The sequence below is a fragment of the Subsaxibacter sp. CAU 1640 genome (assembly GCF_023156585.1).
GTDB lineage: Bacteria > Bacteroidota > Bacteroidia > Flavobacteriales > Flavobacteriaceae > JBPOFM01.
In genome coordinates this window covers 1-15,022 of record NZ_JALNMI010000003.1, presented here as the reverse complement: position 1 = coordinate 15,022, position 15,022 = coordinate 1, and the positions used below count along the sequence as shown (strand labels likewise).

At 37.2% G+C, this 15,022-nt stretch carries 11 protein-coding genes and 1 pseudogene; 5 read left to right on the top strand and 7 right to left on the bottom strand.

What is annotated here, in order from left to right:
• Positions 1-60 precede the first annotated feature (60 nt).
• Both M0G43_RS07550 and M0G43_RS07545 read left to right on the top strand, forming a co-directional pair.
• Entirely contained in the window at positions 61-1,695 is a 1,635-nt protein-coding gene (locus M0G43_RS07550) for an aminopeptidase P N-terminal domain-containing protein (protein ID WP_248024821.1), read from the top strand.
• 14 nt (positions 1,696-1,709) lie between these two features.
• Complete coding sequence (locus tag M0G43_RS07545) at positions 1,710-2,138, top strand: SRPBCC domain-containing protein (protein WP_248024820.1); 429 nt, start codon at positions 1,710-1,712, stop codon at positions 2,136-2,138.
• Here the strand turns inward: M0G43_RS07545 and M0G43_RS07540 are convergent.
• From M0G43_RS07540 to thrA, 6 genes are read right to left on the bottom strand one after another with little or no spacing between them, the layout of a single operon-like run.
• Positions 2,123-2,362, bottom strand: a complete 240-nt coding sequence (locus M0G43_RS07540) for a CBU_0592 family membrane protein (RefSeq protein ID WP_248024818.1) — start codon at positions 2,360-2,362, stop codon at positions 2,123-2,125. The two genes, M0G43_RS07545 and M0G43_RS07540, sit on opposite strands and share 16 nt — an antisense overlap.
• 10 nt (positions 2,363-2,372) lie before the next feature.
• A complete protein-coding gene (locus M0G43_RS07535; protein WP_248024817.1) occupies positions 2,373-2,888 on the bottom strand; it encodes a GNAT family N-acetyltransferase in 516 nt (171 codons plus the stop codon).
• Position 2,889: 1 nt separating this feature from the next.
• Entirely contained in the window at positions 2,890-4,188 is a 1,299-nt protein-coding gene (gene thrC / locus M0G43_RS07530; RefSeq protein WP_248024816.1) for a threonine synthase, read from the bottom strand.
• Between the two features lie 36 nt (positions 4,189-4,224).
• Positions 4,225-4,587 carry a four helix bundle protein gene (locus M0G43_RS07525; RefSeq protein WP_248024815.1) on the bottom strand — a complete coding sequence of 121 codons (363 nt, stop codon included), beginning with the start codon at positions 4,585-4,587 and terminating at the stop codon, positions 4,225-4,227.
• Positions 4,588-4,641: 54 nt separating this feature from the next.
• A complete protein-coding gene (locus tag M0G43_RS07520) occupies positions 4,642-5,565 on the bottom strand; it encodes a homoserine kinase (protein ID WP_248024814.1) in 924 nt (307 codons plus the stop codon).
• 38 nt (positions 5,566-5,603) lie between these two features.
• Positions 5,604-8,048, bottom strand: a complete 2,445-nt coding sequence (gene thrA / locus M0G43_RS07515; RefSeq protein ID WP_248024813.1) for a bifunctional aspartate kinase/homoserine dehydrogenase I — start codon at positions 8,046-8,048, stop codon at positions 5,604-5,606.
• Between the two features lie 270 nt (positions 8,049-8,318).
• Between thrA and M0G43_RS07510 the strand changes: the two genes are divergently transcribed.
• Positions 8,319-9,893 carry an NAD(P)H-hydrate dehydratase gene (locus M0G43_RS07510; protein WP_248024812.1) on the top strand — a complete coding sequence of 525 codons (1,575 nt, stop codon included), beginning with the start codon at positions 8,319-8,321 and terminating at the stop codon, positions 9,891-9,893.
• Positions 9,894-9,943: 50 nt separating this feature from the next.
• On the opposite strand, the gene M0G43_RS07505 is transcribed toward M0G43_RS07510, so the two are convergent.
• Positions 9,944-11,002: a TlpA family protein disulfide reductase gene (locus tag M0G43_RS07505; RefSeq protein ID WP_248024811.1), complete on the bottom strand. Its 1,059-nt coding sequence runs from the start codon at positions 11,000-11,002 to the stop codon at positions 9,944-9,946.
• A gap of 125 nt (positions 11,003-11,127) precedes the next feature.
• Here M0G43_RS07505 and hutH point away from each other — a divergent pair, with 125 nt between their 5' ends.
• Together hutH and M0G43_RS07495 are read left to right on the top strand one after the other, a co-directional pair.
• On the top strand, positions 11,128-12,639 hold the full coding sequence (hutH, locus tag M0G43_RS07500; RefSeq protein WP_248024810.1) for a histidine ammonia-lyase: 1,512 nt from the start codon (positions 11,128-11,130) through the stop codon (positions 12,637-12,639).
• 517 nt (positions 12,640-13,156) lie between these two features.
• Positions 13,157-15,022 (top strand): annotated as a pseudogene (locus M0G43_RS07495) (hypothetical protein); the annotation flags it as partial.

The following is a 15,022-nucleotide window of genomic DNA, read 5'->3' as shown; positions in this document are numbered from 1 at the left end:
GGTTTTCTAATTCGAAGGAGGATAATATTATTAAATTTCGGCTTCAATAAAAATTTCAAGATGAAAACCATTTTCACACTCTGTTGTACGCTTTTTTTAACAACGTTGTCTCACGCTCAAAAAGGACTTCCAGAAGATTATTTAAGTTCAAAATTCCATAAAGAAAGGAGAGAAGCGTTCCGTAGTCAAATGCCAACCAATAGTGTTGCCGTGTTTTTTGCGAATCCAGAGCGAAATCGCAGCAATGACGTGGATTATGTGTATCATCAAGATCCAAATTTTTATTATCTGACAGGTTATAAAGAACCAAATGCGGTGTTGGTTATATTTTCATCTGATCAATACAATGACAAAGGGAAAACGTATAATGAAGTCATTTATGTTCAAGAGAAAAACCCACAAGCAGAGCAGTGGACAGGCATTCGACTTGGAGTAGAAGGCGCTAAAGAAAAATTAGGTTTTGATACAGCTTTCAATGGAAGTGTATTCAAGGATTCTGGAATTGATTATGCGAAATTTGACAAGGTATTGTTCAATAATTTTCAAAATGATTACAGAGATTCCAAAAGGGACGATGCCGATTTGTATAGTCTGATAGAAACGTTTAAGGCACAAAGTGGTTATAACACTATGCCTGAAGATAATCCGATGAAGGATAGAGTTTACGAAATGATTAAAACATCAGATGTTGAAAATAACACCAATGTTGTTCAACGAATTGAGCAAGCTATGACGTATGCTCCAGAACTGAAAGACGATAAGGTCATTAACGATTATGTTAATGCCAAAGACGAAAAAATCCGTATGGAGTTAAAGCAGCGTGTCATAAAAATTGAAGCCGAAGCACCAAAAAGCAACCTAGATACCAGAACACTTTCAACCATTATGGCTGGATTGCGACAAGTGAAAACTCCAGAAGAAATGGTATTGTTGAAAAAAGCAGTTCGTATCTCGGCTATGGGACAGCGTGAAATTATGAAAGCCATGCATCCTGGGATGTCTGAAACCGAAGTACAAGGCGTTCACGAATATGTCTATAAAAAGTATGGAAGTGAATATGAAGGTTATCCTAGTATCGTAGGTGCTGGAAATAATGGTTGTGTTCTTCATTACATTGAAAATACCAAGATGAAGCTTGAAAATGATTTGGTTTTGATGGATTTAGGCGCAGAATATCACGGCTATACGGCAGATGTGACAAGAACTATTCCTGCCAATGGCAAATTCTCGCCAGAACAAAAGGCTATTTATGATTTGGTATATGAGGCCCAAGAAGCTGGAATCAAAGCTACCGTCATTGGTGCCAATTTGAGGTCTCCTGATGATGCAGCTAGAAAAATTGTAAATGCAGGATTGGTAAAATTGGGTATTGCCAAAACCGAAGCTGATGCCAGACAATATTTTCCTCACGGAACTTCGCATCATATCGGTTTGGATGTGCACGATCCGAGTTTGAGAGGCAATTTTGAAGCCAATATGGTCATTACTGTAGAACCTGGAATTTACATTCCAGAAGGCAGTGATTGCGATAAAAAATGGTGGGGAATTGCCGTTAGAATCGAAGATGATATTTTAATTACGGAAAATGGGCCTGTCAATTTATCCGCAGAAGCACCAAGAAAATCCAGTGAAATAGAGGCTTTGATGAAAGAGAAAAGTGCCTTGGATGATTTTGTCTTGCCGAAACTAGATTAAAATCAGTAACAATTATGGAAACAAATGATGTTGTAATAGAGGAAACTTTCGATGCTCAAATTTCACAGGTTTGGAAAGCTTTGACTGACAAAGATGAAATGAAACAATGGTATTTTGACCTTAAAGAATTCAAGCCAGAGGTTGGGTTTAAGTTTGATTTTATTGGTAGTGTAGAAGATGGAGAGCAATATGTACATCTGTGTGAAGTCACATCAGCAAAGCCAAACGAAAGGTTAAGCTATTGTTGGAAGTATAAAGGCTATTCAGGCAATTCCGAAGTGATTTTCGAACTTACAGATAAGGTTGATCAAACGACAGTAAAATTAACTCATAAAGGATTGGATACTTTTCCGAAAGATAATCCAGATTTGGCTGTACATAATTTTGTGGAAGGGTGGAACCATATCATTCATAAGTCTTTAAAGAATCATTTGGAGAAATAGTTTTTTAAAGAATAGAGCGATACAAGTGTCCAGATGCCTTCAAGAATGATGAAAGGCCAATATATAATCATTATGGAGGCGATACACGCCATTGCTGCACCAATCACGTTCAAAAAAATAAAGGAAAGACTGTTGTTTGAAATTTTTCCGGCTACATTTAAAAAATAAGCCAACAGGATTTGAGAAACACCTATAAATCCTACCCAATCCGAAATACTGTCCATAGTTTTAATTTTAATAAGTCAATAACATTTGATGATTTGGGTTGTAATGCGTTTCGGAAATTTTGAACTCATAACTGCCAACAATCTCGAAACCTAATTTACTGTAAAAATTGAACGCTTTTGTGTTGCCAGTCCAAACAAATAGCCAGATTCCCGCTTGCGATTGTTCCATGGATTTTTTGATATTTAAAGTCATCAATTCCAGACCTAATTTTAAATGATGATATTCTTTCAGAAGATACAGACGCTCTAATTTTGAAGCATTCTGAAATGGTACATTTTGATGCGAGAAGTTGAAAATAATTTTTGAATATCCTACAGGATTTTCATTGTAATAAAGAATATAGAAATGGTTTGTTGCATCTAACAACTCTTCTGAAAACGTGTCTTCATTGAATTTTTCTTCCAAGTAGGCATCAATATCTTTTTTGGGAGCGCTCATTCCGTGAGAATCTATAAAAGATGCCCTTCCGATGTCTACCAACAAGGCAGCGTCTTCGACTGTAGCACGTGTGATGGTTGTCATTTTAGATGCTGCTTAAAAGATAGTTTTTCAATTCTTCGTAAGCACCAATTTTAATTGATTTTTTCTTTTTGTCCATCACAGCAGCAATTTGTTCTGGCAATTCAATATTTTCCCTAATCACATCTTCTATTACATCCAAAAATTTGGTTGCGTGTGCTGTTTCCAAAAAGACACAATGCGCATTTGGATTCATTTTCAAATAATCTTTGCATCCCAAATAGCCAACAGCTCCGTGAGGATCTGCCACATAATTATAATCATTGTAAAGTTCCTTGAGTGCCTCTCGAGTCTTCTCATCGGAATAGCTGTATGAAGTAAGATTCGATTTCAAAGCCTCAAAATTATTTTTAAAAATCTCTTGAATCCTTACAAAATTACTGGGATTTCCAACGTCCATCGCGTTTGAAATGGTTGCCACTGATGGTTTTGGTTGATAGAGTTTAGTTTTAAGATACTCTGTAACCACATCATTTTCATTATTCGAAGCAATGAAATGATGTATAGGTAAACCCAATTGCTGCGCCATCATTCCAGCACAAATATTGCCAAAATTGCCACTTGGAACTGAAAACACAATGTCTTTATGCTGATTGTGCAATTGTTTATAAGCGAAGAAATAATAGAACATTTGTGGTAGCCAACGAGCCACGTTTATGGAATTGGCAGATGTCAATTGCATTTTGTTGATGATGCTTTCATCGAGAAAGGCTTGCTTCACCATATCTTGACAATCGTCAAAAACACCATCGACTTCCAAAGCTGTGATATTTTTTTTGAGTGTCGTTAGTTGTTTTTCTTGGATATCGCTCACTTTTCCGCTAGGATATAAAATCACGACTTTGACGCCTTCAACACCCAAAAATCCGTTGGCAACTGCGCCTCCTGTATCGCCAGATGTTGCAACTAACACAGTTACTTCCCTTGAATTGTCTTTGTTGAAATACCCTAAACACCTCGCCATAAACCGAGCTCCAACATCTTTAAAAGCCATAGTTGGTCCGTGGAAAAGTTCCAAGGTTGAAATCTTCTTATTGATTTCCACAACAGGAAAATCAAATGATAAGGTTTCGGATATAATTTGTTTTAATTCCGCTTCAGGAATATCAGGTGCAACAAACTGTTTTATAGCTTCAAAAGCAATTTCTTCATAGCTAAAATCATCTATTTCTTCAAAGAATGACTTTGGAAGCAGTGTAATCGATTCAGGAAAATAGAGCCCTTTGTCAGGCGCGAGTCCTTTGATTACTGCATCTTTGAAGCTGGTGGTTGGAGCTTTTTTGTTTAGTGAGTAGTAGTTCATAATTTAAGGATAGGTGACCGAAGACCGATGACCATTTTAGTTTAGTTTGTTTTTAAAAGCTATCATCATATTCATAAGTTCGTATGACCTATTATAAAAATCTTCGAATTGTGGCTCGGTTAAATATTTTCTTCTTTTACCTTTAAATAAACACGTAACCACTTCTGCTAATGACCTAATGGAATATCCTATAAATTTCTTCTGTTCAAGATTGCTCTGACCAATTGAACCTTCCGAAATGTTTAATGCGACGGAGTCTGCAGCACGTCTTATTTGAGATGCCAAATTAAACTTTTCCTTATCTGGAAAACTATCAGCAAGTATATCAATGTCATCTCCAAAATCCATTGCTTTTTGCCAAATTATTAATTTTTCAAACTTGAATTTATTTAGTTCCATTAATAAGTTTTATATGATTTAATTGGTCATCTGTCATCTGTCATCTGTCATCTATCATAAAATTTTAACTCCATCAGTATTAATTTTCGAAACGTATGTGTTGAAGTCAATAGGTGTTTTAGAATAAACCATTTTCATCGCGTTTTCAACATTCTTGGCATTTTCGATTCCTTTGGATAAAGCAAATATCGAAGGTCCAGAACCAGAAATACCACAACCTAAAGCACCTGCATTGATGGTTTCATTTTTCACATCCTTGAAATGAGGAATCAGTTGGCTTCTATACGGCTCCACAACCACATCGTTGAGCGATTTGCTTATCAATTCATAATCGTTTGTATGTAATGCGTGTACTAGGCTTCCAACATTTGCCCATTGTGTTATCGCATTTTTCATCGGGATTTCTTTTGGCAGAATGGCTCTCGCTTCAGAAGTCTTAACTTCAATTTGGGGATGGATGATGGTCGCATATAAATCATAAGGAGTTGGTAATTGCAACACTTCTAAAGGTGAAGTACTTTTAACCAAGGTAAATCCACCGAAAATTCCAGGGGCAATATTATCAGCGTGCTCCGAACCACTAGCCAATGCTTCGCCTTTCATTGCAAAGTTGGTCAATTGGGTTTGATTATAAGGTTTTCCAAGCAATTCATTAATGGCAAAAATACTTCCTGATGCACTGGCCGAACTGCTACCAATACCACTTCCTGGTTTGATGTTTTTATAGATTTCAATTTCAAAACCATAGTCAGGTTTAGCATCATCGTATAAAGCCAAAGCCGCAACACCTGCTACATTTTTTTGGGTTTCCAAAGGCAAATCATAACCTTCTATTTTTATGATGCGAATTCCTTTTTCAGAAGTTTTTCTAACAATCATTTCATCACCAACGGTATCCAAACAAAACCCAAGGACATCAAATCCACAGGAGACGTTGGCAACCGTTGCCGGAGAAAAAATCTTTATTTCATCAATCATAACCACGAATACACTAATTTTTTAATTTATATAAACCATTACCTATTGCCTGCTCTGATAATATCGGCAAACAAACCTGAAGCAGTCACATCAGCACCAGCACCAGCACCTTTGATAATCATCGGTTGTTCTGGATAACGATGCGTGTAGAACATCACAATATTATCTTTTCCTTTCAGATTATAAAACGGATGACCTTGCGGAATCTCTCGCAAGCCAACTTTTGCTTTTCCATCGGAAAACTCTGCTACATATTTCAATTGGCAGTTTTTGGATTTGGCTGATGCATACAACGCTTGAAAATGTTGCTCATCAGCAGTCAAAGTTTTATAAAAATCATCAACTGAATTGCTTTCAAGATTTGCTTTGGTCAAAAATGATTCATTTTCAATATCTTCTAGATTCAGTTTGGTGCCACTTTCACGAGCCAAAATCAAAATTTTACGAGCTACATCCACGCCACTTAAATCAATTCTCGGATCAGGTTCGGTATAACCTTCTGTCTGTGCCTGTTTTACCACATCATAAAACTTGGTGCTGTCATTAAAATTATTGAAAACAAAATTCAAACTTCCCGATAAAACGGCCTGAATTGATGTGATGGTATCACCTGAAGCAATCAAGTGATTCAGGGTGTCGATGATTGGCAATCCTGCGCCAACATTGGTTTCAAATAAAAATGGCGCACTATATTTTTTAGATAGATATTTCAGTTCTTGATAATTGTCATAAGAACTTGAACAAGCTATTTTATTGCAAGCCACTACCGCAATATTCTGTTTCAGATAGTCTGCATAGAATTTCGAAACCTCTTCATTGGCAGTGATATCCACAAAAATACTATTGCGAAGGTTGAGACGTTTTATTTCATCCATAAATCTTTGCAAAGACGCCTCGTTTCCAGCAGATAATTGTTCTTTCCAATCTTTTAAAGACAATCCGTTTTCCTCGAAAATCATTGTTCGAGAATTTGACAATCCGATCACTCGTAAGTTTAGTTTCAAATGGTCTTTCAAGAACTTTCGCTGCTGTTTGATTTGCTCTACCAATTTCTCTCCAACATTCCCAACACCAGTAATAAACACATTCAGTTGTTTGATGTTGCCTTCAAAAAAAGCTTCGTGTAGAGTATTAAGTGCTTTTTTGACATCGGTTTCTTTGATGACTGCAGAAATATTTCGTTCTGAAGCACCTTGAGCAATCGCTCTGATATTGATATTGTTTTTTCCCAAGGAACTGAACATTCGACCACTGATGCCTTGATGATTTTTCATATGGTCGCCCACCAATGCAATGATAGCCAATTCGTTTTCAACCAGAATAGGATCAATCTTGTGAAGAGAAATTTCATTTTCAAAAGTAGCATCAATAGCTGTTTTGGCACGTTCAGCATCCTTATCATCAATTCCGAAACAAATAGAATGCTCTGAAGAAGATTGGGTAATCAGAATGATATTGATTTTTTCGTTTGCAAGCGTTTCAAACAATCGTTTTGAAAAGCCAGGAATTCCCACCATTCCGCTGCCTTGCAAGGTAAGCAGAGCAATGTAATTGATATTACTGATGCCTTTTGCCGGCGAAGTTTTACCGTTGCCTTTTTGAGAGATAATGGTTCCTACAGCATCAGGATCTAACGTGTTTTTGATATGGATTGGAATGTTCAAATCCAAAACAGGTTGAACCGTTGGTGGATACAAAACCTTGGCACCGAAATGCGATAGTTCCATCGCTTCCTGATACGATAGATTTTCGATAGGATAGGCCTGTTTAACCATTTTCGGGTTGGCTGTGTACATTCCGCTCACATCTGTCCAAATTTCCAATTGCTTAACATTCAGAGACGCAGCAACAATTGCTGCCGTAAAATCCGAACCACCACGACCAAGCGTTGTAACTTCGCCTTGAGCGGATTTAGAAATAAAACCAGGTAAAATGGTAATATGTTGTCTAACATTTTTGAAATATGAACCAATGCGTTCATTCGTAAGATTGTAATTGACTTCAGCTTTAGTGAAATTTGAATTGGTCACAATCAAATCTTGACTATTCTTCAACTCGACATCCATCTTGCGGCTTTGCATCGTCCTGGTGATTAAATAGGAGGAAAGCAATTCGCCATAACTGACTAATTTATCAGTCGTCTTTGGAGATAATTCATTGATCAAATAAATACCATCCAATAAACTTTTCAGTCCATTGAATTTTGACTCTAAATGTTCAGAAATTGAATCACTTTTATTCGGAATCAACTCATCAATGATGTTGAAATGAATAGTCTTTACTTCCTTGAAAATTGAAAGATAGCTTTCGTTTTTCTGTTGCGCCAAAAGTCCAGCCTTTAGCAATTTGTCAGTGATGCCGCCCACTGCAGAAACCACACAGACGAGTTTGGACTGCTTTGATTTTTCCTCTAAAATTGAAATGACATTATTGATGTTTTCTGCCGAACCGACCGAAGTGCCTCCAAATTTTAATACTAACATAAGGATTGGTTATGAAATGATTGATACAAATAAAATGAAAATAATGGAATAGACGAGAGTATGATAGCATTAACCCCAAAGGGTTGTGGTAGTTGTGGTCACAGTAGTAAAGCCTTCCAAGGATGTGGAAGAAATAGTTATGGTTGAACTGTGATTAACGTTTGACATTTGTTATGCTATACCTTTCAAATGTATTATTTTTATGGTAATAAAAAAATTAAACACTCTATTTTGGAGTGAAACACTTATTTATTCGTTAAAATACTTTAGATGAAGATATTTTCAAAAGAACAGATATATATAGGCGACCAAACTACCGCCAAAAAACAGAACATTTCTTCCACAGAATTGATGGAGCGTGCAGGCATCCAGATTTTTAATTGGCTTCACGTTCGGATGCAAGGAGCGCAAGTGCCCATTCACGTTTTTTGTGGTATCGGTAATAATGGTGGCGATGGCTTGGTGGTGGCAAGACATCTGATTACTCACGGGTACAATGTAAAAACCTATGTGGTGAATTGCAACGACAAACGCAGTAAGGATTTTTTGATTAATTATGATAGAATCAAGGAAACCACCAAAAAATGGCCCGAAATGCTCAATTGTGCAGAAGATTATCCAGACATTGGTGCAGATGATATTATTGTCGATGCCGTGTTCGGTATCGGTTTAAATAGACCTGCGGATGATTGGGTAAAAGGATTATTTCAGCATTTTAGGAAATCAAAAGCCTTTACATTAGCCATTGATATGCCATCTGGACTTTATTCAGACAAAGTGCCAAAAGACGAAAATGGCGTGGTTTGGGCTAACTATACATTGAGTTTTGCTTCGCCCAAATTAGCATTTTTCCTTCCCGATACGGCAAAATATACCCAACAATGGGAAATTTTGGATATCGGTTTAGATCCAGAATATCTCTACACGACTGAAACGGAAGCAGAATTGATAGGCAAAAATGAAATGCTTCAGGTATACCAACCTCGAGAGAAATTTTCCCATAAAGGCGATTTTGGGCATAGTTTGATTATTGGTGGCAGTTACGGAAAAATAGGTGCCGTAACTCTTTCAAGCAAAGCAGCATTGGCTTCCGGAGCCGGATTGGTGACGGCTTACGTTCCAAAATGTGGATATACCATTTTACAATCAACATTTCCCGAAGCTATGGTTATGACGGATAAAGACGAAAATTTAATTACAGAAATAAAGTTTGATCTTGAACCAACATCCATTGGAATTGGAATGGGATTGGGAACATCAGAAACCACGCAACTTGCATTTGAAAAATTTTTAAAAGCAAACAAATCTCCTTTGGTGATCGATGCTGATGGAATCAATTTATTGGCAAAAAACAAAAACTTATTGAAACTCTTGCCGAAAGACGCTATCCTAACACCACATCCAAAAGAATTGGAACGTTTGATAGGGAAGTGGAAAGATGATTTTGATAAATTGAAGAAGGTGAAAGAGCTTTCAAAGGAGCATCAACTTGTTATTGTGATAAAAGGTTCAAATACAATCACGGTATATCAGGATAAGTTGTATGTGAATTCCACAGGCAATCCAGGTCTAGCAACTGCTGGAACTGGTGATGTTCTAACAGGAATAATTACTGGATTACTGGCTCAAGGTTATGACCAATTGAGTGCAACTGTTTTTGGAGTGTATCTTCACGGAAAATCAGCAGATATTGCTGTGGAAGAATTCGGCTATCAAAGTATGATTGCAAGCAATGTCATTGACTATCTAGGTAAAGCTTACATTGATTTGTTTGCTAGACCTGATATGCCACCACAAGAGACCGAGGAAGAGGAATCACATAATTCAAGACAACGAACTAGATAAAAAAAGAGCCACTAATCAGTGGCTCTTTGAATTTTATAATATAAACAAGCTTAAATACCTTGTTCGTCAAACAATTTGATGAGTTTTGGACTTGAAGGTCGTGGTGCATTGGCATTCACAACATTTCCTTTGGGATCAATCAAAATAAAACGAGGGATTCCATTGATTTTATAACCAGTCACAAAATCAGACTTCCAAGCTTTATCAGAGAGCAATTGGATGCCTCCCAGTTCTTCTTCCTTAATCATTTTCTTCCAGCCTTCTTTACTGGCTTCCGCAGAACGATCTTTGTATCCTCTACCATCATCTACAGAGATACTAACAAACTGTATATTTTTGCCTTCGTATTCCTCTTCAACTTTTTTCAAATATGGTATTTCAGCTTTACAAGGTCCACACCAAGTAGCCCATACATCCACATACACATATTTTCCTTTTAAGTCTTTTAATGATGTAGTGCCACCTGCATAATTTTCATAATTTTTAAACTCTGGTGAAGGTTGGCCAATGAAGCTTTCAAACTCCTTTGCCATTGCTAGCTCACGTTGTTTATTTTGCACATAAAAATTATAGATTTCTGTTTCAAAACCATCTATACTTTGTTTTTCTTGCGCATATAAAGTGGAATCAATTGATTTATACTTGTCAAGAAAAGTAGCTCGTTCTTTGTTAATTTCAGAAACTTTTGTCTTAAATTCATCTTCTTCCAAATCAAAAAGACTAGGTGGGAAAAGATTTTCTTCCATTAATGACTTTTTTGCCAGATAATTATTTGTTTCGGCACCATTTCCTTCGTAAACAATTGTTTCATCAAACATTTTAGTGTCTAAAGTCATTTTGACATCATAACCATTTTGAAGAAAAATATTAGTGGATTCAGCACCATCGAATAAATTATAAACACCTGTTTCGACCTTTAAGGTGTCACTGAATTCTCCATTCTCATCAACTTTTATAGTTTTTGAGTAAAATTGATTTCTAATGATAATGGAGTCACTGTTTTTATCAGTGATTTTTCCTGAAAAGGTTACGTAATCCTTTGGTTTTTCCTCATCTTTTTTGCATCCAACAATTGCAATAGCAAGAAATAGTAAGAGTAGTTGTTTCATAATGATATTTTTGATTTTCTCAAAAGTACCATTTTGACGCCACAATTTCCAACAATTGAATTATTATTAACATTTGTTGTATAAGTAATATGTAATTAGGAATTTTGCCTGCATAAATTACGAATATGCCAACTATACATCAAATATCGTCTGAACATCTTGAAATTTCTACAATTGGCGATATTATCTTTCAGCAGCAAAAAATTGAATTATCTGCATCTGCCATAGAAAAAATTAAAAAATGTAGAGTTTATCTCAATGAGAGAATGCAGGCCCAAGATGATCCTATTTATGGCATCAATACTGGTTTCGGTTCCCTTTATAATGTCAAGATTTCAAGAGATAAACTGACCGAATTGCAAGAAAATTTGGTGATGTCTCACGCCTGTGGCATAGGAGAAAGAGTTCCAAACGAAATCGTGAAGTTGATGCTCTTGCTAAAAGTACAATCTTTGAGTTATGGTCACAGTGGTGTTCAACTGGATACTGTGCAGCGATTGGTGGATTTTTATAATAATGATATTTTTCCGGTTGTTTATACTCAAGGTTCTTTGGGAGCTTCTGGAGATTTGGCACCTTTGGCACATTTGTCGTTGCCGCTCATAGGTAAAGGTGAGGTTGAGTTTGAAGGCAAAGTAGTTGAAGCAGAAGTCATTTTGAAAAAGTTTGGCTGGGAACCAATGATATTACAGTCAAAAGAAGGTTTGGCATTGCTCAATGGTACACAATTTATGAGCGCTTATGGGGTTCATTTGATTTTGAAATCGTATAAGCTTTCTTATCTTGCTGATTTGATAGGCAGTATTTCTTTGGATGCTTTTGATGGTCGAATTGAACCTTTTGATGAATTGGTACATTTGGTAAGACCTCACAAAGGTCAGCTTAAAACAGCAGAAAGAGTTAGGGAATTTTTGGATGGAAGCGAGCTGATCACCCAAGAAAAAGCGCACGTTCAAGACCCATATTCGTTCAGATGTATGCCACAGGTTCACGGTGCCACAAAAGATACTTTGGAGTATGTTTTAAAGGTGTTTATGACCGAAATAAATTCTGTGACAGATAATCCGAACATATTTATAGGAGACGATAAAATCATTTCTGGTGGAAATTTTCACGGACAACCGTTAGCATTGGCATTGGATTTTCTTAAAATAGCAATGGCTGAACTTGGAAATATTTCTGAAAGAAGAATTTTTCAATTGGTTTCAGGATTAAGAGGTTTGCCAACATTTTTAGTGGATAATCCAGGTCTCAATTCAGGCTTTATGATTCCTCAATATACTGCGGCAAGTATTGTAAGCGCCAATAAACAATTGGCAACACCTGCAAGTGTTGATTCTATTGTATCTTCAAATGGTCAGGAAGACCACGTAAGTATGGGAGCCAATGCTGCTACACAAGCCTATACTTTGATAAATAATGTAGAACGTATTTTGGCTATAGAATTGTTAAATGCCTCACAAGCAATTCATTTTAGAAAACCGTTAAAATCTTCCCCTTTTATTGAATCATTCTTAAAAATGTATCTTCTAGATGTCCACTTCATAAAACAAGACGTTGTGTTACATGATTCCATAATCACAACACTGCAGTTCATCGACGTTTTTTGCATCGAGAATGACCTGTTGTTCGACTAAATACAAAAAAAAAAGTTAAAGTGGATAATGTTAAAAAAAACGTAATTTTTTTTTGGTGTTCAATCTATTATACTCTATTTTTGAACTAGATAGATGGATTGTATTGATTTTCATTTATCTAAGTATAGAATTGTTTTTATACTGTCTTACCGGAAATTGTTTAATAGCGAAAACAATTGATTATTAGCACGTTATTTTTTTGAATAGTGATATTCAGAAGAATGTTTTCATTCAATAGTTTCTATTGAAGTTGTTAAAGCATTCGAGGTCCCAAGCCTACACATATAAACCTATAACTTATGGTTACGAGGGCAAATTAATTTGTCTTTTAGGATGTTAATAATTTTAAAACCAAAATGTTATGTTTATGAGCAATTTTACCCGTAGTGGAGGGCGGGCCAAATTATGGCAGCCCACCACTAATTTACCGTGTTGTAGCATTGATCTTATCGCAAAACAAATTAAAAGCATACGAGGTTCGTTACTTGTCATGCTTTTGTTGTTTAGTATAGGCTCAATGCTTGGACAATCATCGCAAAGATCAGAATTCTTTAATCGATGTATTGATGATCTACCACAAGGTCTGTCTATTGCTGCCGTACAGGCGGCTTATGCTGATCAATGTGCAGGTTCTGCCATTTCAGTCGTTAAAACACCATATATCACTGGTGATAATTGCGATTGGACTGTAGAATATTCTTATGAGATTAAATGTCTTAACTTTGAAGATGAATTTAAACTTATTTATTATGGTGGTGATAGAACGCCTCCTGTTATTGACCCACTTCCTGAAGCATCCAAAATAGAATGTCCAAGTTCTCCAGAATTTGCACAAGCTACAGCTTCAGATAATTGTGGAGGAGAAGTGACATTGACTTATGTTGACTCTGACTCACCTTTGGAATGTGGAACTACATATATAAGAACTAGAACATGGACTGCAACTGATAATTGTGGTAATAGTTCTACTGCAACTCAAATGATTTATGTAGAGGATTACACCGCTCCAGTATTCGCAGATCTTCCTGAAGCAAGTAAAATTGAATGTCCTGCTCAACCGCAATTTGCTCAAGCAGTTGCGACTGACGCATGTGATCAAGAAGTAACGCTTACTTTTGAAGATGTTATGACCCCTGGAGAATGCGAAGGTTCCTATACAGTCACCAGAACATGGACAGCGACGGATGACTGTGGCAACAGTTCCACCGCTTCACAGGTGATCGAGGTCGAGGACAATACTGCTCCGGTAATTGCTCAGTTACCAGGTATAACTACTATAGATTGTCCAGCAACCCCACAATTTGCTCAAGCTACTGCAACTGATACATGCGATAGTAATGTAAGGTTGACTTATAGAGATGTAACAACCGTAGGTAATTGTTCAGGCAATTATTCAGTCACTAGGACTTGGACAGCTACTGATGACTGTGGAAATAGCTCAACGGCATCTCAAACAATTAATGTACAAGACGTTACTGCTCCTATAATTTCTCAATTACCAGAAGTGACAACTATCGATTGTCCTGCGACTCCACAATTTACACAAGCAGTCGCAACAGATAACTGTGATCCGAAAGTAAATCTAACATACAGAGATATCACAAACCCAACTAAATGTGCGGGCAGATATTCTGTTACGAGAACATGGACAGCAACAGATGAATGCGGAAATTCTTCGACTGCTTCTCAAACCATACATGTTCAAGATGTTACACCTCCAGTTATTTCTCAATTACCTGGAGAGACAACCATTCAATGTCCTGCCACTCCTCAATTCGCAAATTCTACAGCATCAGATGCTTGTGACCCAAAAGTGAATCTAACATATAGAGATGTAAGAACTCCTGGAGATTGTGAAGGCAGTTATTCAATAACCAGAACATGGACAGCTAGAGATGAATGTGGTAATATTTCTACTTCTTCACAAACAATACATGTAGAAGATAATACAGCTCCGGTAATTTCTCAATTACCAGAGGTCTCCACGATAGAGTGCCCATCGCAGCCTGAATTCGCTACTCCAACTGCGACAGATGCTTGTGATAGTAGACCAACCCTTACGTACAACGACGTTATGACTCCAGGCGAGTGCGACGGCGAGTACAGCGTGACCAGAACATGGACGGCTACTGATGACTGCGGCAACAGCTCGACAGCGTCCCAGACGATCAACGTCGAGGACAACACAGCGCCTGTGATCGATGCGCTTCCAGAGGCGAGCAAGATCGAGTGCCCTGCGCAGCCGGAGTTTGCACAGGCGACAGCGAGCGACCTATGCAGCGAGGTTACCCTGACTTACAACGACGTCTTGGTGCCTGGAGAATGTGAAGGTTCGTACACGGTTACCAGAACATGGACAGCTACTGATGACTGCGGCAACAGT